The sequence below is a fragment of the Carboxylicivirga caseinilyticus genome (assembly GCF_050589785.1).
Lineage (GTDB): Bacteria > Bacteroidota > Bacteroidia > Bacteroidales > Marinilabiliaceae > Carboxylicivirga > Carboxylicivirga caseinilyticus.
In genome coordinates, this window is the sequence record NZ_JBNGOX010000001.1 from 250581 (window position 1) to 275136 (window position 24556).

Sequence of the window (24556 nt, forward strand, 5' to 3'; positions counted from 1 at the left end):
TATCATGCAATACAAAGGTCGTTTTGTGGCCAGAACCTTGTTGTTTACAGCAGGACATAATTGGCACTATTTAGAAAAGGCATTTCAATCAGATGCTGATGTCATAGTAATTGATCTTGAAGATGCTGTCCCTTCAGCCAGAAAATCTGAAGCAAGAGAAAGTATTACTAAAATACTTGATTCGGACTTACCTGATAAACGTCCCGTTTTTGTCAGGATCAACCCGATGGAAACAGGTGATACGTTAAAGGATTTGGATGTTGCTGCTGATGTTCGACTATTTGGTTTTGTTTATCCAAAAGCATATAATGCAAAAGATATTGAAGTGTTTGATGCTCAATTGACGCTGAAAGAAAAGAACTTGGGAATCGAAAACGGTCATTTTAAAATAATTGTTTTATTAGAGACACCCGAATCGGTACTTAATGCACTTGAAATAGCAAAGGCATCAGAAAGGGTTGTTGGCTTATTGTTTGGAAGTGAAGACTTTTTAGCTGAAATAGAAGGAGGACATGGAGTTGGTGGTCGATCCATATTAACTCCCAGACATATGGTTGCAATGGCGGCCAGAGCGGCTGGCATTGTTCCAATAGATACTCCATATGTTAATATTGGAGATTATGAGGGGCTTAAACAGCATATTGATCAGGCAAAGGAACTTGGTTTTGAAGGAATGTTGGTAATGTCACCCAAAGAAATTGAATTGGTCAAAACAAGTTATACTCCAACCATAGAGGAAGTAGAACGAGCAGATGAAATTCTTAAATTATATGAAGAGGTTAATAATGCTGATAGAGGAATTTCAGTTAAAAAAGGATTGTTTATTTCACCACCAACAGTATCACGTGCAAGAAAGGTTTTAGCACGTATGGATAAAATTAAATCTTTTGAAGCATACATAAAGAATGAATAATAAGGATACAATAACGGAAGAAAGTCTAATTGAGGATATTAAAAAGGCAGGTGTTCCTGAAGGGTGTTTATTACATTTAAAGGTTTCGTTAAAATCTATTGGGAAGGTTGAAGGTGGGCCACAAACAGTGTTAAATGCAATACTAAAAGTTGTTGGTGATAGTGGAACTATTGTAATAGATTCGTTTGTTACTTCATATCCATTACCATTAAGTGAAAAAAATGCTTCAAATATTAGTACCAATGAATCACCATCTTTTGCAGGTGCCGTGGCTAATGCAATGGTAAAACACCCTAAAAGTGTTAGAAGTAAACATCCCATTCAACGGTTTACAGCAATAGGACCATTGGCTCATGAGTTAATGGATAATCATACACCAGAAAGTGGAGGATATGATGTTTTAGAAAGAATGGCGAAAATGAATGCTCTTAATCTTTCAATTGGTAGAAAGGTAATAGGAGTTGGCACAACGCATGTGGCAATTGAGAAAATGAAATACAAAAAGAAACCATCCAATATGGCAGTTAATTATCTGGCAGATGATGGTTCTGTTAAATGTTTTGTTGCCGATTGGAAATGGACTTGCAGTGCTGGATTTCCAAAATTTTTACCTTTGTATGAGAAAGGAGGAGCATTAAAATGGGTTAAAATAGGAAATGCAGAAGCAGCTCTGACTAATATGAATAAAACACTTGACATTGAGCAAAAAAGACTTGAAGAAGATCCTCGCTTTTTTTTCTGTGATGATCCAACATGCAAAAGCTGTAGATTAGAATGGGAACATTCAACAGGCAACTATTTTTCAGTTAAATTTTATTCTGCAATTAAGCTTCTTACAAACCCTGATGCTTTAAAATATTGGATTAAAAACAAAACAAATAAGCATTGAAAACCAATTGTATACTGTTGAATTTGTCATCAAGATAAATAGAATAAGACTTAAATGGCCAATTATATTTTCAAAGTATTACACGAAAATGATTATTACTTATGGGATAGACTGTTAAAAGAATCTCAAAGTCCAAGTCCCTTTCTGAACTCATCATGGTTTATGACTTATGCAGCTGCTTCAGGTGAAAAATATCAACTTATAGGTTGTTACGAAAAAGAAGAGCTGGTTGCTGGTTTTGGTTTTTTTTATAGACGAAAACTGGGCAAGTTCAATGTCATAATTAATCTGCTTGGTGTTGATAACTATATTTTTTATAAACCAAGAGAATCTAATTTTGAGTCGAAAAAGGAGAGTTGGTATTTTTCAATATATGAGTCCTTTATTTCTTTTCTTGAAAAAGATTTTCATCATATAGAATTGACCTTTAATACCGGTAGCCAGGATGTAAGGCCATTTCAATGGAATAAATATTCAGAGCAAATTAGGTATACATACGTTGGAGAAATTCAGCCTCCGGATGACATGATGAAATGTTTTAATCCGGATGTTAGAAATAAAATTAAAAAAGCCCATAAACTTGATTTTCGATTTGATATTTCCGGCTCTTCATCAGAGATAGAAATAAGTTATGATCTAATAGATCGTTCCCTAAAAAAGAATAGCCAACCTCATATTTTAGGTAAAAAACAGTTTAAGCTATTTTGTCAGAATCTTATTAAAGTAAATAGTTTAATTGTTGCTAATATATATCTAGAAGATGAACCGATTGCAACAAGAGTAATTGTGCACAATGATAAGTTGGCCATTGATTTTCAGGCTGGAGGAAATGAAGAGATGTTTAATACAGGTCTAAATCAGTTATTAAGTTTAAAAATATTTGAAGAATTACATGCAAAAGGAATTGAGATGTACGATTTTAGAGGTGCAAATACTCCTTCAGTTGCACGTTATAAATCATCTTTTAATATGAAGGCTCAACCGTATTATGTCCTTTCTAAGGACAAAGGGTTTTTACTTAAGACATTATTGTTTGTTAAAAACAGATTTTTGTAATGATCAGTAAACTGAAAGGCTTATTTAAACAGTCGTTTTTTTACGGTGTAGGAAACTTAATAGCAAAAGCGAGCGGACTTATTTTAATGCCACTTTATTCTTTTTATGTTTCTAAAGCTGAAATAGGTCTTTTGGCTCTTTACGAAACAGCCTATATGTTTTTGTTAATGGTTTCGGGATGGGGAGCCAAAGGTGGCTTTACACGATGGTATAACGAGATGAAAAGTGATGATGACCGTAAGTCACTTTTTTTTACAACATATTCCTTTAATGTACTAACCAGTTTTTTAGGTGTCATTATTACTGCAGTTATCCTTTATAATCTTTCTATTTTCAAAAGTGTTAATAGTGAACGGGTAATTATTATCTTTTCTATTTCAAGCTTAAGCAAGCTTTTATATGATGTACCTTTTATTTTATTAAAGTTGCAGCAAAAGGCTTTTAAGCAAACTACCTACCTGTCAGTCAATATTCTTCTAACAATTTTGTTTTCATTCTATTTTCTTCAGTTTAAAAAAATAGGATTCGAAGGAATATTCTGGGCTCAGCTTTTTGCTAATGGAATCACATTGATTTCGGTAATACCATTGATTTTAAAGAATTGTAAATTAAAATGGCATGGAAAGCTTTTAAAAGAAATGATTCATTATGGCTATCCATTAGCTATATCTAATATTCTCACATTAGTATTAACAATAAGTGATCGGTACATACTGGAGGCATATTATTCGTTGGAGGCTGTAGGTAGTTTCTCTGTTGCCATCAAAGTTGCAAATGTACTTCAAGTAATAGTTGTAGCATCATTTGTAACATCTTATACATATGAGTATTATAAATCAATTAATGATGAGGATAATTCTCGATATCATCTAAAGCTATTTACCTACTTCATGCTTTTCATGGTTGTTTCGGGTTTAGGAATTGTTCTTTTCGGGAAGGAGATTATCTATATTCTGATGGCAGGAAAAACAGAATATTTTGATGCATTACCCGTCATCCCATTATTAATTGTTGGATTGATATTCTCAGGAATGCGTCAGGTTTTTGTATTGCCATTAACCAAATACAAGCAAACCCGGTTAATTTCGATTGTAATGATCATAACCGGTATTCTTAATGTTGGTCTTAATTTTCTTGTGATACCAAGATTTGGTAAAGAAGGAGCAGCTTTTACAACTGCAATCAGTCAGTTATTTGCAGCTATCTGGTTTCTACAAAGGGTTAACAGGTTGGAAACAAATAATTATGAATGGAAAAAAGTAATCATTTTTCTTTTAACAGGTGCTGTTTTTTGTACGATCAGTTTCTATATACCTTCAGTAACAATTATTGTTGATATACTTGTTAAGCTTCTTCTTTTAGCTGGATATTTTGTTCTCCTGTATCTTTTAGGTGTATTTGAACCAATTGAATTATTGCGATTGAAAGAAGCCTATAATAAATGGAAACGCCCAGGTAATTTAATTAAAAACATCAAAAGAAAATAATGAAGGATCACTTGAGTAATAATCAAATTAATTATGTGTTGTTTCATTTGAAACAGCATGTTGATCTGCAATTATTGGAACCATTGTTTGCTTTTGGTGAAGAAGAAATTAGGTCTGGTACTATTCTGTTCCCATGTACTGAACATGAAATGAATGTGTTTAATATTCAGTTTAATTCAGATGTTATACCTATTTTATTTTCAGATACTAATAGGAGGGAAGCATATTCAATATCAGAAGGAAATTTAGTCTTTCATCACGATTTTTTAAAATCAGCATTCTATCTTTTGAGTTGTTATCAGGAAGTGGACTCTAAAAGTACTGATACTATTGGAAGATTTCTTTACAAAGGATCTATTCAGGATACTTTGAATGCTATAACTAAACCTTTAGTTAATTATTATTTTGAGATTATAATTCAAGGGTTTGAAGAATTTTATAGCATAAGTGGGATTGAGGTTAAGCGTAAGCGACTATTCAATAATTATGGGTTTATGCTTACACATGATGTTGATAGAATTGATTACTTTCACTGGAGAGAAACAGTGTATCAATGGCTTCAGGTATTTGGATTTAAACAACCTCATTATACAAAGAATCGTTTAATCAAATCTGCTTTTAAATCGATTTTACCAACCTTATTGCCAGGATTAAAAAAAGATCCCTGGTGGAATTTCAATGAGTTAAGACTTCTGGAAAAAAAGCATGGGCTAAAATCTGTGTGGTATTTTCTTAATCAGGATGGTTCGCCTCATGATGCAAAATATAGTCTGGAAGAGAAACGAATAATAGAATTGATATCGGATTTACAGGATCAAGGTTGTGAGATTGGTTTACATGGTTCCATTTCTACAGCAAATGATCTGACTGCGATGCAAAATGCTTATGATCGCTTGGCTAAGATAAAGGGTGACACAATAACTGGCACTCGTCAACACTTTTTGAAGTTTCATTATCCGCAAACTTTGATAATTCAGGAACAGGTTGGTTTAAAATATGACACAACCGTGGGTTTTGCAGAGCATGAGGGATTTAGAAATAGTTATTGCTATCCTTTCCGACCTTATGATCACAAGAATGATCGTATGATGGATATTTGGGAGTTACCTCTCAATGTGATGGATGGAACTCTATTAGGTTATAGAAAATTGGATTTTAATGAGATGGCAAGGTCAATTGAACTTTTAATATCTGAAATACGAAAGTTTGGAGGATTGTTCGTATTGCTTTGGCATAATTGCAATTTCGATGAGTATCAATATCCGGGAATCAACCAGTTTTATGAAACGATGCTGAGCGATATAGCTAAAACCAGACCAGATTCAGTAGTAGGTGAAGAGGTGCTTAAAAAGCTATCCTGAGATTAATGGGCTAGTAATTGATTTATTTTTTCATCTATTATGCTTGCTCTGTTAATGAAAGTGTGTTCATTTAATGTTCTGGCTTGTCCATTTTTTGCAATCTTTTCCAGTTCTTCAGGATGATCAAGCAAATACTTGATTTTATCCTTTGCTTCATCAAATGACTTATAGGTAACAATCTCAATTTCGTCAGTAAAGTATTTGTTGATGTCAGGTTTCCAGTCTGTCAAAAGGCAACTCCCAATACCTGTTGCTTCAAACATTCTCAGGTTAGCTGCAAAATTAGCTGCAATATCTCCATGTATATTAAATGCAATTTTTGAATCAGATAGTGCCTGAAACATCTGTAATCCGAAAACAGGATTTTTAATCTGTTCCTGTAATTGTTTAGAAACCTTGGAGGAGCTAGGAAAATACTCTAATTTACTAACTTTATTGAGAGGTGTAATTGATTGATATAAATTTTTTAAGCCAACACTATCTAAAGTCTTAGTTAATATATATCCTGCTTGCCTTGCTCTTAATCCTTTTGATGAATTCTGATTTAAATTAACTAGTAGATTAATATTAATCCGATCTTGCAATAATGACTCAATGAAGGCAATTCGTTCTTTATGAAAATGCTGATCTAAAATAATTGAACCGGTAAATAAAAAGTCATATTCAGGTTTATTTTCCTGGTTGATTTCATTTAAGATTCTACCGTCAAAGGCATGTGGTACAACAATGCATTCAGGCAGTCCTTTTGACTCCAATAAATGCTTAAAATAAGGTGCGCAAACGGTTATAAAATCAAATGATTGAAAGTCTTTGTAGTATTTTGGTGAGATAGGTGAACAACAATTGCCAATGGCGAGTTTAATGGTTGGTACTTTTCTTTTAATTGTTTTAATCAGTTCCCCATTAAATGAATAACTATCCTGCAGCCAAATTACATCTGGTTTCAATTTACTGAGTTGGGCAATCAAAATATCGATTTCATCAGTAGAGGAAAGTTGGTTTTCTTTAGCCCACTGTTTTTGCAGAACTTGTGCGTTGGCAACAATCTCATCACTTTTTTTTCCAAGTGTTTCAAAAGCTTCCGAGTAAGCATCAGACCATGCAAATCGCTGTTGCATCAGGTGTTGTTGTTGCTCTTTATAACTCTTGTTTACTATTTGTGGATGTAATTGATAATAGTAGGAAAGAAAATCTTTATAGTAGGATGTGATTTTGACAATGTGATAGCTCATCTTTCTATTTGAATTGTTGATACAAATTTGAAGAAAGATTTTTAATTTGGAGTCCTTTTGTGAAGATATTAAAAATTGAAGCAGCGGTTAATTTTTGTTAATTACACGATTAATTTGCATCTTCCTCCGCTGATCTAATGGCATTTTATATTTTTGCACTAATTTTGATACATGGCGCAGTCAAAACAAATATCAAGCGGTAAAAAACTTCGTAGTTCATATGTAACTACAACCATTAGTATTGCACTGGTTCTTTTTCTTTTGGGCATCATTGGTCTGTTGTCACTTAATGCTCAGCGTTTATCTCATTACGTTAAAGAAAATATTGGATTCACTGTGATGGTTAAGGATAATGCAAGAGAAGCTGAAGTTAAACGTTTGGAGAAAATGTTGGCAACCTCACCTTTTGTGAAGCAGACTGAATATATTGATAAAGAACGGGCAGCTAAAGAATTAAAAGAAGAACTGGGTGAAGATTTTGTTGCATTCTTAGGTTACAATCCTTTATTGTCATCAATTGAAGTAAAGTTATATGCCGAATATGCTCACCCCGATAGTATAGCCGGAGTAGAAAGTATAATAATGGAGTTTCCACAGGTAAAAGAAGTTTTATACCAAAAGAACTTAATTCATCTGGTACATAAGAATGTAAATAGAATTTCGCTTGTTTTGCTGGTGTTCGCAGTAATGTTACTTTTGATTGCAGTAGCTCTGATAAATAATACAATTCGGTTATCAGTTTATTCTAAAAGATTTCTGATTAGAACAATGCAATTGGTGGGTGCGACCAAAAGTTTTATACGTCAGCCATTTTTGGTAACCAGTATACTACATGGTTTTATTGGAGCTGTTTTGGCTATTGTGCTTCTATCAGGACTTATATATGCAACTAATCATGAATTGGCAGGAGTGGTTGGATTCCAGAATATTGATTTGATAATGATTCTGTTTGGAATTGTAATTATTTGTGGGGTTCTTATTACTCTGTTATCTACGTTTTTTGCAGTTAATAAATATTTAAACCTAAGTACTGACGATTTATATTTTTAATATATACTTGATATGGCAAAAAAAGAAAATGAGCAAAAGTTTCAGTTTGCTTTGGGAAAACAAAACTATATTCTTCTTGCGATAGGATTTGTAATTATCATCGTTGGTTTTTTGCTGATGATGGGTGGAAGGTCAGAGGATCCTACTGTTTTCAATGAAGAGATTTATAGTTTTAGACGTATCACTTTAGCGCCAATCATTGTGCTGTTTGGTTTCTTCTTTGAGATTTTTGCCATCATGAAAAAACCAAAGTTAGAAGAATAATCAACAAATTATATGGGTATTTTAGAAGGGTTAATTCTTGGAATTATTCAGGGATTAACAGAGTTTTTGCCTGTTAGTAGTAGCGGGCATCTTGAAATTGTAAAGGCATTATTCGGTTCTAATGCCATTGCAGAAGAAAGTATGTTTATGACTGTAATGTTGCATGGAGCCACGGCATTAAGTACCATAGTTGTATTCCGAAAAGAGATAGGGGAAATTCTGGGTGGATTGTTGCAGTTCAAATGGAATGAACAAACAATATTCTCATTAAAAATTATTATTTCAATGATTCCTGCAGCTTTTGTAGGAGTTGTTTTTGCCGATCAGCTTGAATCGTTGTTTGACAGTCAGATAGTGCTGGTTGGATTCATGTTACTGTTAACAGCAGCTTTATTATTTTTAGCCGATAAAGCTAAGACAACTGAAAAAGGCGTGTCGTATTCAAATGCGATAGTTATAGGTATTGCTCAGGCAATTGCAATTTTACCGGGCATTTCGCGTTCAGGGGCTACCATTTCTACTTCTGTGTTGTTGGGTATTGACAGGACGCGAGCAACAAGGTTTTCATTTTTAATGGTGGTGCCTTTGATCTTAGGTAAAATGGCTAAGGATTTGCTTTCAAGTGAATTTACTATTGTTGGTGAGTCAGCCATGCCTGTTATTGTTGGATTTATTGCTGCTTTTATTACGGGTTTACTAGCTTGTACCTGGATGATCAAATTAGTACGAAAAAGCAAGTTGACATATTTCTCAGTGTATTGTGCAATTGTTGGTATGGTCGCAATTATTTGCGGATTGTTTTGTTAGAGTTTAGAGAATGGAGTATACAGCTGAATATTTTCAGGCAGGTCAGGTCTTGCTGATAGATAAACCTTTGGAATGGACATCATTTGATGTTGTGAATAAGATAAGATATTCTCTCAAGCGATATCTAAATATAAAAAAAATAAAAGTAGGCCATGCGGGAACTCTAGACCCATTGGCTACAGGTTTGGTTATTGTTTGTACAGGCAAAGCAACCAAACAGATTGAACAGTTCTCTGGATTGGATAAACAATATATTGCGGATGTGGAGCTGGGAAGTACAACTCCTACCTATGATAAAGAATCTGAACCGGATGCAGTTTATAGTTGGGAGCATATCACAGAAGAACTGGTGCTCGATAAACTTGAAGGTTTTAAAGGCGATATAGAACAAATGCCACCCATTTACTCAGCATTGAAAATTAAAGGTGTGAAGGCATACGATTTAGCCAGAAAAGGAAAAGATGTTGAATTAAAAGCACGAAAAATTAATATCAGTAAACTTGAATTGCTGGAATTTAATGAAAAGCATTTAAAATTAGATGTTAGCTGTAGTAAGGGAACCTATATTCGTTCTTTGGCCTATGATCTGGGGGTTGCACTTCATTCAGGGGCTCATTTATCAGGCCTGGTTCGAACGAGAATTGGTGATTATCAGTTAAAAGATGCTATTTCTATCTTTGATTTTGAAAAAAAATTAGCGTCCTTTGCAACAAATTAGAAAACCTTACGTATAAGGTGGCCTATGCTTTGTGTAAAATTAAGTTTCACCTGGTTTTAATGATTGATTAATAAACACATCTTTGTTGAGTTGTGTCGGGGTGAAATGTGGATAAGAAAATAAGAATAAAATAATAACAGGAAAAAGATTACTTTATGAAGCTTTCGAAGTTTAAATATAAATTACCTGAAGAATTAATTGCTTTACATCCTGCTCCAAACAGGGACGAATCTCGCTTAATGGTTTTGAATCGTAAAGAAAAAACAATTGAGCATAAAATATTTAAGGATGTAATCGATTATTTCGATAATGAGGATGTTATGGTGTTTAATAACACCAAAGTTTTTCCTGCCCGTTTATATGGAAACAAAGAGAAAACAGGAGCTGAAATTGAAGTATTTCTGTTAAGAGAATTAAACCGTGAGCAACGTCTTTGGGATGTTTTGGTTGATCCGGCACGTAAAATTCGTATTGGTAACAAATTGTATTTTGGTGACGATGATACATTGGTTGCTGAAGTAATTGATAATACTACCTCGCGAGGTCGTACTTTACGTTTCTTGTACGATGGGCCATACGATGAGTTCAAATCCATGTTATATGGTTTAGGAGAAACTCCACTTCCAAAAATTATCAATCGTGAAGTTGTTCCAGAAGATCGTGAGCGTTATCAAACCATTTATGCAAAACATGAGGGAGCTGTCGCTGCACCAACAGCAGGAATGCACTTTAGTCGTGAGTTAATGAAGCGCCTTGAGATTAAAGGAACTGATTTTGCTGAAGTCACTTTGCATGTTGGGCTTGGTAATTTCCGTCAGGTTGATGTAGAAGACCTAACAAAGCATAAAATGGATTCAGAGCAGATCTTTATCACTGAAGAAGCTACTGAAATCATTAATGCTGGTAAGGATAAGAAGAAAAGAGTTTGTGCTGTAGGTACAACGGTAATGCGTACCCTTGAAAGTTCGGTATCTACTTTTGGTCATGTTAAGCCATTTGAAGGATGGACAAATAAATTTATTTTCCCTCCATATGAATTTCAGGTTGCAAACAGTATGATTACAAATTTCCATTTGCCATTATCAACCTTGTTAATGATGGTTGCTGCTTTTGGTGGATATGATTTTGTTATGGATGCATATAAGGTTGCCGTTAAAGAAAAGTATCGTTTTGGAACATATGGCGATGCAATGTTAATTGTTTAATAATTAACAACAATGATATTAGAAGCCGACTCACAAAGTCGGCTTTTCTATTTATATTAAACTATCTTTTTTGTAAATTGGGATGTATAACCCAATTATCATATGCAGATGGTTAGAATATATGTGCCGGTAAACTTCTCGGAATATTCAGTTAATGCTATTGATTACGCAATGACTCTGGCACAAAAACTGGATGTTGATATTACCCTTTTGCATTGTAAACATGCCTATAATGAGGATACGGAGAATGTGCTAAATGATCAACAGGTAAAGGAAAATTTCCAGGAGCTTTTGCAGAAGTATAAAAATCAATTTTCTGAAAATCTAAAGGTTCATACTCGCCATGTAAATGGATATCCCGAAGATGTATTAGTAGACCTAAGTGAGAAGGAAGAGCCGGATGTAATTGTGATGGGAACCCGAAGTAAGGGTGAGACCATTAAAGAATTATTAGGGAGTGTAACAAGTGATGTTATTAAAAATGCAAAGGTGCCTGTTCTGGCTGTTCCCGCTGAGTCTTCCATCGATTTGAATAGAATCAGTCATATCTTATTTGTTACTGATTTTGGCGATCAGGATTATCGTTCCATTCATAAATTAATTAAGCTGGTTACTCCATTTGAAACATTAATCCATGCCGTTCATTTTGCAACATCCGATCCCGACAGATGGGATAAAAAACGCCTGGAAGAGATGCGGTTATATTGTGCTGAAACCTATCGGAAGTACAAAATGGAATTTGAATTTATAACGGGTGATGATTTTATTGCTTCTCTGGATGATTATATTGGCAGGAATAGTATCGATCTGATTGCTATGACAAGAAGAAAGCGTAATATGATTTCAAAGATATTTCATCCCAGTATTACCAGAAAAATTCTGTTTCATACAGATGTTCCTCTGTTAGTATTTCATGAATGAGGTGTTTTTATGAGGGGGTGTTTAAATAAAAACATGTATTTTTAGTGTGAAGATATAATCTTGATGTTATGGGAAAAGATAAAAAAAGGGTTGGTATTCTAACAGCAGGTGGCGATTGTCCGGGTATTAATGCTGCCATCAGAGGAGTTGGTAAAACAGCTATCGTTAAATATGGAATGGAGGTAGTAGGTATTTCCAATGGATTTAGTGGACTGGTTGATATGGATGTGACAGTAATGGAAGAAAAGGCTCTTTCAGGCATTATTACTGTAGGAGGAACCATTCTGGGAACTTCCAGATTAAAACCATTTAAACCGGAAGAAGGAGAGTTAGTGGCTGAAAAGCCCAATATAATTAAAGAAAACTACGAAAAGCTGGGATTGGATGCCTTAGTTTGTATTGGAGGAAATGGCACCCAGAAAACGGCTAATTTGCTTGCGAAAGAAGGATTGAATGTAGTAGGTATTCCCAAGACAATTGATAACGATGTTTGGGGTACTGATGTAACCTTTGGTTTTGATTCAGCTGTAGGTATAGCTACCGAAGCGATTGACCGTTTACATACCACTGCCAATTCGCATAAACGAGTTATGGTTATTGAACTGATGGGGCATCATGCCGGGTGGATTTCATTGTATTCTGGAATTGCTGCCGGAGGTGATGTTATTCTGCTTCCAGAAATAGAATACGATCTTGACCATGTTGCTGAGTGTTTAATGGCTCGTAGCAGGGTTGGTAAACCCTATTCAATTGTTGTTGTAGCAGAAGGTATTGAACATCCTAAGAAAAAATCAGCAGCAAGTTATATCAGTAAGAAGATTCAAAAAATGACTGGGCTCGAAACCCGTGAAACAATATTGGGTTATATTCAACGAGGAGGATCACCAAGTGCTCAGGACAGGGTATTGGCAACCCGATATGGAGCTCATGCGGCTGATCTGATTCATCGTGGAGAATTCGGCACTATGGTTTCGTTGAAAAATGATACAATTACTTCTGTTCCTTTAGATGAAGTGGGTGGTAACCTGCGTTTGGTTAACCCTGATCATTACCTGATTCAACAGGGAAGAAGTATGGGTGTTTGTTTTGGAACCTGATTAGGGTAAATAAATCATATGAAATTACTAATGAGCCACCTCTGATTTAGATAGGTGGCTTTATTTATTATATTTGCACAAAACTGTTGTAATGACTGGTGAAGAAATAAAGAAACTGAATGAAGAACTGAGCAATACAAGTGCTCAGGAAGTAATCAAGTATTTTGCAGAACGTTTTGGCGATAAAATAGCATTGTCATCAAGTTTGGGTGCCGAAGATCAGGTGCTTACTCAGATGCTCGTTGAGGTTAGTCCGGAAACTAAAATATTTACCTTAGATACTGGTCGTTTATTCCCTGAAACCTATGATCTGATTGATCGGACTTCAAGAAAATATAAGAAGAACATTCAGGTTTATTTCCCTAAAAAGAAGAAGGTTGAAAGAATGGTGAATGAAAAAGGTATCAATCTTTTCTTCGAAAGTGTCGAAAATCGGAAAGAATGTTGTTTTGTTCGTAAGATTGAGCCATTACAGAGGGCCTTTAAAGGTTTGGATGTATGGATCTGTGGTTTAAGAGCCGGTCAGTCTGTTACACGTAAAGATATTGAAGTTGTAGAGTGGGATGAGAACAATAATTTGCTTAAAATAAATCCTTTGGCAAGTTGGAGTGAAGAACAGGTTTGGGACTACATCAAAGAAAAGAAAATACCATATAATATTCTGCATGATAAAGGATACCCAAGTATAGGTTGTCAGCCTTGTACACGTGCTATCATGGAAGGTGAAGATGTAAGAGCCGGTCGTTGGTGGTGGGAAAATCCTGACACTAAAGAATGTGGATTACACAAAAGATAATCAACCCAATAGATGGCATCCCATTTTTGAAGGATGCCTTTTTTAGTGCAAATAAAAAATGGCCTTATCTAAGAAAACAATTAATGTTATAAAACTCATTCTAAAACTGGTGTTTTCGAGTGCAGCTATTTATTACATAGTTTCTAAGCTTAATTTACGAGAGGTAGGAGACCTGATAAAAACAGCCAGACTTTGGTATGTTTTTATGGCAATGTTGTTATATGGAGTGTCTCAATTGTTAAGTTCATTTCGTTTAAACGGATTATTTAAGGCAATTCAGTTAAATATTCCTCACCTGTCCAATATTAAATTGTATTGGTTAGGAATGTTTTATAATTTCTTTTTACCAGGAGGTGTAGGAGGAGATGGATACAAAGTTTTTTATCTTCATAAGAGGTTTAAAACACCTGTAAAACAATTGCTTGGAGCTGTTTTGGCCGATAGGGTAAGTGGATTATCGATTATACTGGTTTACATACTTGGTCTGGTCTATTTTATTGAATATGATTTGCCTTACAAAGGATGGTTCTTTCTGTTAATTCCATTTGTGAGTTTTGGATTCTATCTTTTTCTGAGGATTTTTAATAAGAAGCTAACCAAGGCCTTTGGATCGGTGACTTTTTGGTCTTTAATTGTTCAGGGTATTCAAATGATTGCTGTTTTATGCCTTTTGAAAGCATTAGGAGGACAAACCAAAGGTCATTGGGATGACTATATGTTTTTGTTTTTCTTATCCACTATAGCTTCTGCAATACCTATTACTTTGGGAGGTATTGGAGCGAGAGAAGTCACTTTTTTTAAAGGTGCAATACTTTTGGGCATTAATCAGGAAATTGCAGTGGCGGTTAGTGTACTTTTTTATTTAAACTCTCTGATGATTTCCATACCAGGAATTTATTATGTCTTTAGGGTTAAGCGTATTTTTTCTGAAGTTGAAGAGGCAGATGTAGCTGTGGAAATATAGATTTGAATTTAATTATAGAATTTTTTCTATAATTAACAAACTTTCCTTTCTGTGTATTGTTTCCATTAAAACAAAAGTTAACCATGGAAAACAATTTTAATCTACCCAAGAATAATAAGAAGAGGGTTGTTATAGTAGGAGCAGGTTTTGCTGGACTGAAACTGGCCCGTAAACTCAGAAAGTCAGCCTTTCAGGTTGTGGTGCTTGACAAGCAGAATTATCATCAGTTTCAACCTTTATTTTACCAGGTGGCCACTTCCGGAATTGAGCCGAGTTCCATATCTTTTCCCGTTCGAAAGATCTTTCAAAAAAATACGAATCTTCATTTCAGACAAACTCAGTTATTAGAGGTTTTACCTGATCAAAAAAAGATTCTGACCGAAAATGGAGAACTTAGCTACGATCATTTGGTAATTGCAACAGGTGTTACTACCAATTACTTTGGTTCTGCAAATCTTGAACGACACGGTTTGCCTATGAAAACCACAGCTGAAGCAATCAATCTTCGAAACCGTATTCTGGCTTCTTTTGAAAAGGCTATACTGACAGAAGATGTAAATGAGCATACAAAACTAATGTCGGTTGTAATTGTGGGTGGTGGTCCAACAGGAGTGGAACTGTCAGGAGCTATTGCTGAAATGAGACGATTTGTTTTGCCCAAAGATTATCCGGAACTTGATTTTAGTAAAATGAAGATTTTGCTATACGAAGCGGGTCCTCGTTTATTAAATGGTATGTCGGAGAAATCGGGGTTAAAAGCCCTTGAATTTTTGAAGGAGTTGGATGTGGAAGTGCATCTGAATACTCGTATTGAAGATTATGATGGTGAAAAAATCAGTCTTTCGGATCAGACTGAAGTCTATGCCACAAATCTGCTATGGACCGCCGGAGTAAGCGGAAAATATATTAAAGGAATCGCAAAAGAAACATATACACCTTCAAACCGATTAGTGGTTGATTCTTACAATCAGGTAATTGGATTAGATGGAGTTTACGCAGTTGGCGACATTGCTTGTGTATCGGATGATAAAGAATATGAACGAGGTCATCCTCAGGTTGCACAGGTTGCAATTCAGCAGGCCAATAATCTGGCTGATAATCTGATGAGTAACAAACAAAAACCTTTTAAATATAAAGATAAGGGAAGTTTGGCCACCATCGGTCGTAATATGGCTGTTGCCGATTTACCAGGAATGAAATTCTCCGGATTCATCGCCTGGGTACTTTGGCTTTTTGTGCACCTGATGGCTATTGTGGGTGTTAAAAACAGGTTCTTCATTTTTGTTAACTGGGCACAGAGTTACATTTGGCGTGATCAATCGTTACGAATTTTGATTGCACCCTATAACAGAAATAAAAAGAAATCCACTAACCAACAGTCGGTAAGTGCTAGCTAGTCTGTCTTATTGCTAAATCCCGCTTTAATAGTGGTTGTTCCGGAGTTGGCATCGGTAATGTGTACAATAACTTCAAAAAGGTCATCTTCTTGTATTCTTTGACCTTTAAAAGGACTGAAACTGATGTGATCGATGTCAACTCGTAAATAATTCTCTAAATAGTTCTTTAACTCATCTACGTTATTGAAAATTGTTTTGGAAACATTTGCTTTAGAACTAGGTAGACGAAAGCTAATTTTACTTTCACCAATAACAGATGATCTGGAGTCCTGAAGACGATTTATTGCATTTCTAAGGTCCTTAAGTTTATCAATATCAGACTTTTTATCAAGGACGGAATCAGCAGGTTTAGGCATTAAGCCTTTTTCAATCATGTAGTCTTTGGCAAGATAGGTACGTTCTTCCGGTTCAATATCTTCATGATAGCTGAACTTGAGATTATCAAACAGTTTTAACATAAAATCAGTTTGATCTTCTGGGATTTCTACCTTAAAGGTTTTCATCTTTCTCTCTTTTATGATAATTAAGACATAAAGTGTGACACGGTTAATGCAAATATAAATAAATATTTATATTCTTATAGTCTTTAATATGAAAGTTAGCAGATTATAATTATGTTCAAGATTTAGAAATCTGAAAGACGAGCTGTAAGAGTGAAATGGTTTGAAGTTCCGGAAAGATGATATCTGGCTGAGCCATAGGCAAATTTAAACTTGTAGACTTTAAAGCCAAAACCCCAGGAATATCCAACAGTTGACATCTTTGATCCAATCGATAACTCTTTGCGACGACGATGATTATATCCAAAATCAACCCAGAAATTCTCACTTGGAATAAATTCAATTCCAATAACCATGTGACGCATGAGCTGGTCAAATCCGTTGCCGTTATTACCTTCTCCTTCTATTACATCGCCACTACCATTATTTACAGTATATTTCAAATTCCAGTCCAATAAATCCTGTGCAGTAAGTGCAAGGCGAAAAGGAGCATGTGCCAGCTTTTTAGCAATCCCAATTTGAAGATCTGTAGGAATTGATTCATAAGTGTTGTTATATGTTGTTATTTGCGATCCCAGGTTTTTTACAACCAAACCAGCAGAAAAGAGTTGATCGGTAGATTTATACATCATTCCTATATCAGCTGCCAGGCCAAAGGAATTATATTGTTCAAAGCTGGATATAATTGGTTTCATAGAAATTCCCAGATTTAGATTGGGAGAAAGCATCTTGGCATAGCTCAGTTGAATAGCATATTCAGAAGCAGAGAATGTTCCTTGCAAATTACCTTCTTCATCAGCTCTGTTGAAGGTACCATAATTGATGGAATGAATACCTACACCAAACGTTCCAATGTTTTCAATATGATGAGCATAACCTGTATAAAAAATATTGACTTCGCTTACATACGGAACGTAACTGATCGTTAGGTTGTTGCTTATTGCCGATGTTAGTACTGATGGATTGTTAAACATTAAATTTACATCATCATCTCCCATGCCTACCTGATTACCACCTAAAGCACCAATACGTGCTGAATTTGCCAGATTCAAGAAGTCATAAGTATATGTACCTGCCTGTTGAGCACTTAGACTAAGGGTTAATGTAAGAAGAGATAATATGCTTATTAATTTTTTCATCATCAGGTTCTAAAACGGCAAAAATATCATTTTAGTGTAAACTACCGGATTTTAGTTAACATTAATCGTAAATTAACTTTAATCCTTCTACTACATCAAAAACAGCAGGACAGACAAAAGTGTTTTGATAGGTTAAAGCACTGATTTGTGAAAATCTTTTTCGATCTGTATGTGGATATTCACGACAGGCCCGTGGACGCGATTCATAAACCATGCAGTAATTATCCGGCATTAAAAATGGGCAGGGTGTTTCGTTAAATACATAATCACCATCTTCATCCAAATGAAGGTATTGCTCAATAACGGCAGAGGGTTTAATACGCAGATGTTTTGCCAGACGGTCAATGTCCCGATCAATTACAATCGGACTGATTGATTTACAGCAATTGGCACATTCCAGGCAATCGGTATATGAAAATACTTCATGATGTAAACGTTGCGAATGGTCATCCAGATCTTTGGGCTTTTTCTTTTTTAATTTTGTCAAAAAAGCCTTGTTTTCTTTCGATTTATTTTGAGCATCTGCCTTAAGCTTATTCAGATCAATTGCCATATTTTCTTAATTTCAATTGCGATACAAATACGCCGCCTGTAACAATTATAATACCTATGAGTTTTTGGATGGTTAGTTCTTCCTTTAATATCCACCAGGCAAAAAAAGCTGTAAATACCGGTATCATATTTACAAATACATTGGCCTTACTGATTCCTATTTTTCTCATCCCAAAAGTAAAAAAGATGAATGCCAGCGATGATGCAAAGATAGCCAGTAAAACTACAGCAATAATGGCATTGGTTGTAATCTGTGTTTCAATAAGGTGATTCAGATCAATAGTTAAAAAGAAAGGCAGAAAGAATATGGAACCAACAATATTTTGATAGGTAATAATGCTGACAGCGTTATAGTAATCAGGGATTTTTTTCAATATGATGGCATAACCCATAGTAGAAAAAACAGCTACAAACATCAATAATATCCCATGAATAGGTGCTGTAAGACTAAAGTCTTTCTCAAAAATAAGAAATAATACTCCCATAAAAGAGATGAATATTCCAGTAAGATTAAGCCAGCTCATTCTGGAACGAAAGAAAAGTCTGTCGGTGATGGGAGCGAATAACGGAATGGTTGATACGATTACTGCTCCCATGGTTGAAGAAACAATCTTTAGACCAAAACTTTCGCCCATGAAATACAGGAATGGTTCGAAGAAAGCCAGTAATAAAAACCATTTGAGATCAACTTTTTTTAAAGGAATCAGTTTTTTAGTACTTCGTAAAATTAAAAAAAGTAAAAAAGCACTAATTACCAATCGAAGGAAAACAACTGTAATTGGATTGAAAGATTCAAAGGCTTGTTTGATCCAAACAAACGAGAAGGCCCAGCAAATCATCGAAAGTAACAGGCTTAATATAACTTTTGGTTTTTCCGGCATTGATTTTAATTAACCGCGCAAAGGTACTATTACTGTTCGTTTCATCAATGTGTTAAGTTGACTATATTTGCGACATCTAAAAAATTATTAAACCATGATTCTACGTGTCTTACTCTTAATTTTTGCTGTAACTACAGTTTCTAATCTCTTATGTCAGGATAAGCTTACCGTTGCAGAAGCTTCAGATTATTTGAAAACTTCAGATTATAATGAAGTGATGGAAATGGTACAATGGCTCGATGATCAATCGGAATATATACGTATTGAAAATATTGCCAATACTACTGAAGGTTTAGAGGTGCCTATGCTGGTTATCGCTAATCCTATGATTTCCTCGGTGGAAGATTTAAAAAAGGATGATAGGATAGTTGTTTATATTCAGGCTAATATTCATGCCGGCGAAGTAGAAGGGAAAGAGGCAAGTCTGATGTTGGCTCGCGATATCCTTAAAAAAACAAATAAAAAATATTTGAAAGATGCCATCATTTTAATCGTTCCTAATCTTAATGCCGACGGAAATGAAAAGCGAAGCGATCAAAACAGGACTCATCAAAATGGTCCTAAAGTGGTTGGTATCCGTTACAATGGTCAGAATCTGGATTTAAACCGTGATGCATTGAAGCTGGAATCTCCCGAGATAAGAGGTGTGATTGGAAAGATCTTAAATAAATGGGATCCATCCATAACAGTTGATTGCCATACTACCAATGGATCTTATCATGAAGAACCCATTACTTTTACTTGGATGATGAATCCCAATGGAGACAGACAATTAATTAACTATATGCGCGATAAAATGATGCCTGTTGTACATGAGCGCCTCGGGAATCATTATAATACATTGAACTGCTTCTACGGAGAGTTTGTTGATCGCCTGGAACCACAAAAAGGATGGATTATGTATGCATCCGAAGGCCGATACCTTACGAATTACATTGGTATTCGTAACCGACTGGCAATATTGAATGAGAACTATGTTTATGCCGATTATAAATCGAGAGTACTGGGATGTTACAATTTATTGTGGTCCATTCTGGATTATGCTATCGAGAATAAGAAAGACATTAAAAAAATGTTGAATGAAGCTGATGAAAGAACCATTGCCCGTGCTCATCAGGAAGAAGTTCGCGATTCTTTTGCCTTGACTTTTAAAGGTCAGCCAACGCCTGACCCGGTAACTATTCTGGCATTTGAATCAGAATATTCGCATACCGAAAACGGCTGGAAGCAATACAAAAAAACAGATCGCAAAATAACAGTCAGTGCGCCGTATATTGCTGATTATTTTGCAGAGTCAACTATAGCATACCCAAAAGCATATGTTCTGAATAATCCAATAAAAGAAGTTACAGATGTTTTGGATGTTCATGGAATTAAGTATGAATTGATTACTGAGGATAAAGATATACAAGTGGAAGAATTTCAGTTTTCGAATATTAGTCCGGCTAAAAGACTCAACCAGGGACATTATCCAAATGAGATTGAAGGAAAATGGGTAACACTAAACAAGACTTTTTCAAAAGGATCTCTCATGATTCCGATGGATCAACCGTTGGCAAATGTGATATCGTACCTGTTGGAAGCTCAATCAGATGATGGTTTGCTGAAGTGGAATTTTTTCGATCGATATATCGTACCACAGTGGGGAAGTAATTATTATCCTTATCCTGTTTACAGAGTTGTTCAATAAGTGATTCGAACTTCCATCTTTTAATTTTGTTTGATAAATAAGCGCTTCAAAAAGGTATAGTGGCTTATTTTGTTACATTTGTGTTCAACAATAATCCTTATGGAAACACCATTAGAGCAAAAAGACAGTAAACAATTTCTGCTTGATCAGCGATATCTGGCGATGGCCCGAATCTGGTCACAGAATTCATACTGTAATCGTCGGCAGGTGGGTGCACTTATCGTTAAAAATAAGATGATAATAAGCGATGGTTATAACGGAACACCATCTGGTTTTGAAAACGAATGTGAAGACTGTAATAATATAACTAAGCCTTATGTGCTTCATGCCGAGGCAAATGCAATAACAAAAGTGGCCCGATCTAACAATAGTTCTGATGGTGCTACTTTATATGTTACAGCATCTCCTTGCATCGAGTGTGCCAAACTAATTATTCAGGCAGGAATCAAAAGAGTGGTTTTTACCGAAAAATATCACAAGGATGACGGTATTAAATTACTGGAGCGGGCTGAAATAGAAATAGTTCATATTGAACAAGAAATAATATAAAAGTTTAGGATGAAGAATACACGTAATCAGATATTGATGCCGGTAATTTTTGCCCTGTTAGTAGTACTGGGCATTTTCATTGGCAGAAATTTTATGCCTGCACCGTCAGGTAAAGGAAATCCATTGATGATATATCCTCAAACCAGCAAATTAGATGCGTTGATGGATCATATTGTGAATGAATATGTAGATACGGTTGATCGCGAAGCCATTGAAGAATCAATTATACCTGAAATCTTAAAGGAACTGGACCCGCATACTGTTTATATTCCTGCTAAAGATTTACTCAAAGTTAATGAAGAGTTGCAGGGGAATTTTGGAGGTATTGGTGTGCAGTTTAGTATGCAGGATGATACGGTATTGGTAATTAGTGTTATTTCAGGCGGTCCCTCTGAGAAAGTGGGTCTGTTACCAGGTGATCGCATTGTAATGGTTGATGATTCAATTATTGCAGGCAAAAATATCGACAGCAATGAAGTAATGAAACGTCTCCGGGGTGAGATGGGAACCCAGGTGAAAGTTGGGGTGGTTCGTCGTCCAAGTGCAGAAATAATACCTTATACCATTACTCGTGGAAGCATTCCGATGTATAGTGTGGATGTGAGTTATATGGTTGAGGATAATATTGGATATATTAAAGTGGATCGTTTTGCACAAACAACATATCAGGAATTTTTAACCGCTTTGGCTAAGTTGAAGGCAAATAAGTGTGAAAAGATAATTGTTGACATGCGCGGAAATTCAGGTGGTTTGCTTGATATTGCCATTCAGATGTGTAACGAGTTTTTAGCCTCCAAGGAACTGATCGTTTATACTGAGGGTAAATCACAGCCTCGTCAGGATGTTTATGCGAATGGTGCCGGATCTTGTCAGGATACCAAAGTGATTGTATTAATTGATGAATTTTCTGCTTCGGCAAGTGAGATTTTCGCAGGTGCAATTCAGGATAATGACCGAGGCCTGGTAGTAGGTCGCCGTTCATTTGGTAAAGGATTGGTACAGCAGCAAATACCATTGCCCGATGGCTCAGCTCTTCGTTTGACCGTTGCACGTTATTATACACCAAGTGGACGTTGTATTCAAAAACCGTATGATAATGGTATAGAGGATTATTATCATGATTTTTATAATAGACTGCAGCATGGCGAATTATTTAATAAAGACAGTATCGAATTCGACGAATCCTTAGCCTTTAAGACCAAAACAGGACGTACCGTATACGGCGGTGGTGGTATTATGCCTGATGTGTTTGTTCCTCGTGATACAACTGTTATAACCGACTACTTTGTCAGCTTGCGTTCGAACGGAATTATTTATAGATATGCTTTACAGTATTCTGATAATCACCGTCAGGAATTGGAACAATTAAGAACGGCTGCTGCAATAAGCAAAAAGCTGGAAAGCAATGGTATGATGGCTGATTTTCTTGCCTATGCAAAAGATAAAGGCGTTAAGTTCAATAAAGAGCAGTTCGAGATCTCAAAAGTTTTGATTAAGCAGGAGATTAAAGCTTATATTGCCCGAAATATTATTGATAATGAAGGCTTCTACCCAATTATTCACGAAGTAGATGAGGTGTTTATTAAAGCACTGGAAGAAGCGAGAAACTTATAGAAGAACTATTGTTCTCTGTGGACCCTGTTTTCTCTGAAGACAGGGTTTTTTATTTTATGATATCGTTGTAAACTATATCTGTCTGAAAGGTTAATTTTTTTATTTTCATAACCTTTTGAACAAGTGGTTGTTGAAAAATTAATTTTGGGATAATTTGTAGATAGTGTAACATTATTTATTTTGTAGCAGTTAAAAACATTGTCTTAGTTGGGGGATTGAGAAATTTTAAGACAATTGAGTGGGACCAGTAGTTGCTTTTCAGGGGGCTACACAACAAAACTAGAGAATGAGAATTGCATTTTGGGTAATTGCAATGATTGCTTTGTGGGGACAAACAATCGTTGGACAAATGGATAATAAACCTTTTAAGTTAAGATCACTCAGTGGAGACACTGTATTTTTAAAGCCAAATCTTGATACTCATTTGGAGCTAAGATTGGATGATCATATAAAAATAGAACCTCAATTTGATTGGGATTATCAAATGCCCAAAGCATACCAGTTTACAACATCAAATCAAATCAGAAAGTCTTTGATTGCTCCAGCTTTGTTGTTAAGCGTTGGATTGTATTCGGGAAGTGCCGAAAATACATATTCAGGCATTGGCAAGCACACCATTAATAATAATATACAAGAAGAATTTGCTGGTTTTCACTCGTCAGTTGATGATTATTTGCAATGGGGGCCAATAGCAATGGCCTACGGATTACAATCATTCGGTTTGAGAGGGAAACATGATACATGGACCAGTACAAAACTTCTGATCAAATCTGAGCTTTTAACTGCTGCCGTGGTAAGGGTATTAAAAGAAACTACCAACAATGTTCGGCCTGATGGTAAGGGTGAAGCTTCATTTCCTTCAGGACATACAAGTCAGGCTTTTGTTGCAGCAACCTTTCTGCACCGCGAATATGGCCATATCAGTCCTTTTTACAGTATTGCAGGTTATACTATGGCAGCAACAGTAGGCACTATGCGAATGTTAAATCAACGTCACTGGTTTAACGATGTTACCGTAGGAGCGGCCATGGGAATTGCATTTACAAATTTGGTTTACTGGCAATACGACAGGAGACAATCGAAAAAGAAACACAATGTGACAGCATTTCCTGCAATAACTGACAAAGGAGCAGCTGTAGCCATGCTGGTTCAGTTTTAGCATGGTAATTGATGTTTAAAAGGCCTATATTTGTTAAAACACTCTATTATGATTGTAGGCCTTATTAGAACCATTTTCTATATTGTAGTTTTCTATTATTTATTCAAGTTTATTGGACAGTTGGTTATGCCTTTTTTTCTGAAAAAAGGTTTTGAACGAATGCAGAAACAGCAGGATAATGCTGCCAATAATTTCCGTCAGGAAGCAAAAAGAAAAGAAGGTACTGTTACTATTCAGAAAAACACAAACTCCAAGACAGATTCACATATTGAAGATAATCAAGGTGAATATGTAGATTTTGAAGATGTAAAATAA

General features: G+C 35.4%; 25 protein-coding genes. 20 read left to right on the plus strand and 5 right to left on the minus strand.

Going from position 1 to position 24556, the window contains the following annotated elements; translation table 11 throughout:
* The first annotated feature begins 4 nt into the window (after nt 1–4).
* From ACRD62_RS00985 to ACRD62_RS01005, 5 genes are read left to right on the plus strand one after another with little or no spacing between them, the layout of a single operon-like run.
* On the plus strand, nt 5–913 hold the full coding sequence (locus ACRD62_RS00985) for an HpcH/HpaI aldolase/citrate lyase family protein (RefSeq protein ID WP_430818253.1): 909 nt from the start codon (nt 5–7) through the stop codon (nt 911–913).
* Nucleotides 906–1802, plus strand: coding sequence for an AAC(3) family N-acetyltransferase (locus ACRD62_RS00990; protein WP_430818254.1), 897 nt, complete (start codon nt 906–908; stop codon nt 1800–1802). The genes ACRD62_RS00985 and ACRD62_RS00990 overlap by 8 nt, the downstream gene beginning before the upstream one ends.
* Before the next feature lie 54 nt (nt 1803–1856).
* The gene (locus ACRD62_RS00995; protein WP_430818255.1) at nt 1857–2858 is read left to right on the plus strand and encodes a GNAT family N-acetyltransferase; all 1002 of its coding nucleotides are present in this window, start codon (nt 1857–1859) and stop codon (nt 2856–2858) included.
* Nucleotides 2858–4345 carry a lipopolysaccharide biosynthesis protein gene (locus ACRD62_RS01000; protein ID WP_430818256.1) on the plus strand — a complete coding sequence of 496 codons (1488 nt, stop codon included), beginning with the start codon at nt 2858–2860 and terminating at the stop codon, nt 4343–4345. Before ACRD62_RS00995 ends, ACRD62_RS01000 begins: the two co-directional genes overlap by 1 nt.
* Nucleotides 4345–5706 (plus strand): polysaccharide deacetylase family protein, encoded by a 1362-nt coding sequence (locus tag ACRD62_RS01005; protein WP_430818257.1) that lies wholly within the window; start codon nt 4345–4347, stop codon nt 5704–5706. The genes ACRD62_RS01000 and ACRD62_RS01005 overlap by 1 nt, the downstream gene beginning before the upstream one ends.
* 2 nt (nt 5707–5708) lie before the next feature.
* Here ACRD62_RS01005 and ACRD62_RS01010 read toward each other — a convergent pair whose 3' ends face one another.
* Nucleotides 5709–6938, minus strand: a complete 1230-nt coding sequence (locus ACRD62_RS01010) for a CgeB family protein (protein ID WP_430818258.1) — start codon at nt 6936–6938, stop codon at nt 5709–5711.
* A gap of 171 nt (nt 6939–7109) precedes the next feature.
* On the opposite strand from ACRD62_RS01010, the gene ACRD62_RS01015 reads away from it, so the two are divergent.
* The 10 genes from ACRD62_RS01015 (at nt 7110) to ACRD62_RS01060 (ending at nt 16157) form a co-directional block, all read left to right on the plus strand.
* Nucleotides 7110–7988 (plus strand): cell division protein FtsX, encoded by an 879-nt coding sequence (locus ACRD62_RS01015; protein WP_430818259.1) that lies wholly within the window; start codon nt 7110–7112, stop codon nt 7986–7988.
* Nucleotides 7989–8000: 12 nt separating this feature from the next.
* Complete coding sequence (locus ACRD62_RS01020; RefSeq protein ID WP_321406537.1) at nt 8001–8252, plus strand: DUF3098 domain-containing protein; 252 nt, start codon at nt 8001–8003, stop codon at nt 8250–8252.
* Between the two features lie 12 nt (nt 8253–8264).
* Nucleotides 8265–9059, plus strand: a complete 795-nt coding sequence (locus ACRD62_RS01025) for an undecaprenyl-diphosphate phosphatase (protein ID WP_430818260.1) — start codon at nt 8265–8267, stop codon at nt 9057–9059.
* 10 nt (nt 9060–9069) lie between these two features.
* The gene (truB, locus tag ACRD62_RS01030; RefSeq protein WP_430818261.1) at nt 9070–9777 is read left to right on the plus strand and encodes a tRNA pseudouridine(55) synthase TruB; all 708 of its coding nucleotides are present in this window, start codon (nt 9070–9072) and stop codon (nt 9775–9777) included.
* A gap of 155 nt (nt 9778–9932) precedes the next feature.
* Nucleotides 9933–10982 (plus strand): tRNA preQ1(34) S-adenosylmethionine ribosyltransferase-isomerase QueA, encoded by a 1050-nt coding sequence (queA, locus tag ACRD62_RS01035; protein WP_430818262.1) that lies wholly within the window; start codon nt 9933–9935, stop codon nt 10980–10982.
* Between the two features lie 108 nt (nt 10983–11090).
* Complete coding sequence (locus tag ACRD62_RS01040; protein ID WP_430818263.1) at nt 11091–11903, plus strand: universal stress protein; 813 nt, start codon at nt 11091–11093, stop codon at nt 11901–11903.
* A 68-nt stretch (nt 11904–11971) separates the two neighbouring features.
* Complete coding sequence (locus ACRD62_RS01045) at nt 11972–13000, plus strand: 6-phosphofructokinase (protein WP_430818264.1); 1029 nt, start codon at nt 11972–11974, stop codon at nt 12998–13000.
* A gap of 91 nt (nt 13001–13091) precedes the next feature.
* Nucleotides 13092–13796 (plus strand): phosphoadenylyl-sulfate reductase, encoded by a 705-nt coding sequence (locus tag ACRD62_RS01050; RefSeq protein WP_430818265.1) that lies wholly within the window; start codon nt 13092–13094, stop codon nt 13794–13796.
* Nucleotides 13797–13854: 58 nt separating this feature from the next.
* Nucleotides 13855–14760 (plus strand): lysylphosphatidylglycerol synthase transmembrane domain-containing protein, encoded by a 906-nt coding sequence (locus ACRD62_RS01055; protein WP_430818266.1) that lies wholly within the window; start codon nt 13855–13857, stop codon nt 14758–14760.
* A gap of 83 nt (nt 14761–14843) precedes the next feature.
* Complete coding sequence (locus ACRD62_RS01060; protein ID WP_430818267.1) at nt 14844–16157, plus strand: NAD(P)/FAD-dependent oxidoreductase; 1314 nt, start codon at nt 14844–14846, stop codon at nt 16155–16157.
* Here the strand turns inward: ACRD62_RS01060 and ACRD62_RS01065 are convergent.
* From ACRD62_RS01065 to ACRD62_RS01080, 4 genes are all read right to left on the minus strand, one after another.
* On the minus strand, nt 16154–16660 hold the full coding sequence (locus ACRD62_RS01065; protein ID WP_430818268.1) for a hypothetical protein: 507 nt from the start codon (nt 16658–16660) through the stop codon (nt 16154–16156). The two genes, ACRD62_RS01060 and ACRD62_RS01065, sit on opposite strands and share 4 nt — an antisense overlap.
* 122 nt (nt 16661–16782) lie before the next feature.
* A complete protein-coding gene (porQ, locus tag ACRD62_RS01070) occupies nt 16783–17799 on the minus strand; it encodes a type IX secretion system protein PorQ (RefSeq protein WP_430818269.1) in 1017 nt (338 codons plus the stop codon).
* Nucleotides 17800–17857: 58 nt separating this feature from the next.
* Nucleotides 17858–18349 (minus strand): YkgJ family cysteine cluster protein, encoded by a 492-nt coding sequence (locus ACRD62_RS01075; protein WP_430818270.1) that lies wholly within the window; start codon nt 18347–18349, stop codon nt 17858–17860.
* On the minus strand, nt 18339–19229 hold the full coding sequence (locus ACRD62_RS01080) for a DMT family transporter (RefSeq protein WP_430818271.1): 891 nt from the start codon (nt 19227–19229) through the stop codon (nt 18339–18341). Before ACRD62_RS01080 ends, ACRD62_RS01075 begins: the two co-directional genes overlap by 11 nt.
* A 94-nt stretch (nt 19230–19323) precedes the next feature.
* On the opposite strand from ACRD62_RS01080, the gene ACRD62_RS01085 reads away from it, so the two are divergent.
* The 5 genes from ACRD62_RS01085 (at nt 19324) to ACRD62_RS01105 (ending at nt 24556) form a co-directional block, all read left to right on the plus strand.
* Nucleotides 19324–20919 carry a M14 family metallopeptidase gene (locus tag ACRD62_RS01085; protein ID WP_430818272.1) on the plus strand — a complete coding sequence of 532 codons (1596 nt, stop codon included), beginning with the start codon at nt 19324–19326 and terminating at the stop codon, nt 20917–20919.
* Between the two features lie 99 nt (nt 20920–21018).
* Nucleotides 21019–21468 (plus strand): deoxycytidylate deaminase, encoded by a 450-nt coding sequence (locus tag ACRD62_RS01090; protein WP_321406522.1) that lies wholly within the window; start codon nt 21019–21021, stop codon nt 21466–21468.
* 9 nt (nt 21469–21477) lie between these two features.
* The gene (locus ACRD62_RS01095) at nt 21478–23082 is read left to right on the plus strand and encodes a S41 family peptidase (RefSeq protein WP_430818273.1); all 1605 of its coding nucleotides are present in this window, start codon (nt 21478–21480) and stop codon (nt 23080–23082) included.
* Between the two features lie 286 nt (nt 23083–23368).
* On the plus strand, nt 23369–24241 hold the full coding sequence (locus tag ACRD62_RS01100) for a phosphatase PAP2 family protein (protein WP_430818274.1): 873 nt from the start codon (nt 23369–23371) through the stop codon (nt 24239–24241).
* A 48-nt stretch (nt 24242–24289) separates the two neighbouring features.
* On the plus strand, nt 24290–24556 hold the full coding sequence (locus ACRD62_RS01105) for a DUF4834 family protein (RefSeq protein WP_430818275.1): 267 nt from the start codon (nt 24290–24292) through the stop codon (nt 24554–24556).

What these genes read in the sequence shown, in the direction of transcription:
- ACRD62_RS01040 (WP_430818263.1), top strand. Translation starts at nt 11,091, where the DNA reads ATGGTTAGAATATATGTGCCGGTAAACTTCTCGGAATATTCAGTTAAT.
- ACRD62_RS01065 (WP_430818268.1), bottom strand. Translation starts at nt 16,660, where the DNA reads ATGAAAACCTTTAAGGTAGAAATCCCAGAAGATCAAACTGATTTTATG.
- ACRD62_RS01050 (WP_430818265.1), top strand. Translation starts at nt 13,092, where the DNA reads ATGACTGGTGAAGAAATAAAGAAACTGAATGAAGAACTGAGCAATACA.
- ACRD62_RS01095 (WP_430818273.1), top strand. Translation starts at nt 21,478, where the DNA reads ATGAAGAATACACGTAATCAGATATTGATGCCGGTAATTTTTGCCCTG.
- ACRD62_RS00995 (WP_430818255.1), top strand. Translation starts at nt 1,857, where the DNA reads ATGGCCAATTATATTTTCAAAGTATTACACGAAAATGATTATTACTTA.
- queA (WP_430818262.1), top strand. Translation starts at nt 9,933, where the DNA reads ATGAAGCTTTCGAAGTTTAAATATAAATTACCTGAAGAATTAATTGCT.
- porQ (WP_430818269.1), bottom strand. Translation starts at nt 17,799, where the DNA reads ATGATGAAAAAATTAATAAGCATATTATCTCTTCTTACATTAACCCTT.
- ACRD62_RS01085 (WP_430818272.1), top strand. Translation starts at nt 19,324, where the DNA reads ATGATTCTACGTGTCTTACTCTTAATTTTTGCTGTAACTACAGTTTCT.
- ACRD62_RS01005 (WP_430818257.1), top strand. Translation starts at nt 4,345, where the DNA reads ATGAAGGATCACTTGAGTAATAATCAAATTAATTATGTGTTGTTTCAT.
- truB (WP_430818261.1), top strand. Translation starts at nt 9,070, where the DNA reads ATGGAGTATACAGCTGAATATTTTCAGGCAGGTCAGGTCTTGCTGATA.
- ACRD62_RS01025 (WP_430818260.1), top strand. Translation starts at nt 8,265, where the DNA reads ATGGGTATTTTAGAAGGGTTAATTCTTGGAATTATTCAGGGATTAACA.
- ACRD62_RS01090 (WP_321406522.1), top strand. Translation starts at nt 21,019, where the DNA reads ATGGAAACACCATTAGAGCAAAAAGACAGTAAACAATTTCTGCTTGAT.
- ACRD62_RS00990 (WP_430818254.1), top strand. Translation starts at nt 906, where the DNA reads ATGAATAATAAGGATACAATAACGGAAGAAAGTCTAATTGAGGATATT.
- ACRD62_RS00985 (WP_430818253.1), top strand. Translation starts at nt 5, where the DNA reads ATGCAATACAAAGGTCGTTTTGTGGCCAGAACCTTGTTGTTTACAGCA.
- ACRD62_RS01045 (WP_430818264.1), top strand. Translation starts at nt 11,972, where the DNA reads ATGGGAAAAGATAAAAAAAGGGTTGGTATTCTAACAGCAGGTGGCGAT.
- ACRD62_RS01080 (WP_430818271.1), bottom strand. Translation starts at nt 19,229, where the DNA reads ATGCCGGAAAAACCAAAAGTTATATTAAGCCTGTTACTTTCGATGATT.
- ACRD62_RS01100 (WP_430818274.1), top strand. Translation starts at nt 23,369, where the DNA reads ATGAGAATTGCATTTTGGGTAATTGCAATGATTGCTTTGTGGGGACAA.
- ACRD62_RS01075 (WP_430818270.1), bottom strand. Translation starts at nt 18,349, where the DNA reads ATGGCAATTGATCTGAATAAGCTTAAGGCAGATGCTCAAAATAAATCG.
- ACRD62_RS01060 (WP_430818267.1), top strand. Translation starts at nt 14,844, where the DNA reads ATGGAAAACAATTTTAATCTACCCAAGAATAATAAGAAGAGGGTTGTT.
- ACRD62_RS01015 (WP_430818259.1), top strand. Translation starts at nt 7,110, where the DNA reads ATGGCGCAGTCAAAACAAATATCAAGCGGTAAAAAACTTCGTAGTTCA.
- ACRD62_RS01010 (WP_430818258.1), bottom strand. Translation starts at nt 6,938, where the DNA reads ATGAGCTATCACATTGTCAAAATCACATCCTACTATAAAGATTTTCTT.
- ACRD62_RS01020 (WP_321406537.1), top strand. Translation starts at nt 8,001, where the DNA reads ATGGCAAAAAAAGAAAATGAGCAAAAGTTTCAGTTTGCTTTGGGAAAA.
- ACRD62_RS01105 (WP_430818275.1), top strand. Translation starts at nt 24,290, where the DNA reads ATGATTGTAGGCCTTATTAGAACCATTTTCTATATTGTAGTTTTCTAT.
- ACRD62_RS01000 (WP_430818256.1), top strand. Translation starts at nt 2,858, where the DNA reads ATGATCAGTAAACTGAAAGGCTTATTTAAACAGTCGTTTTTTTACGGT.
- ACRD62_RS01055 (WP_430818266.1), top strand. Translation starts at nt 13,855, where the DNA reads ATGGCCTTATCTAAGAAAACAATTAATGTTATAAAACTCATTCTAAAA.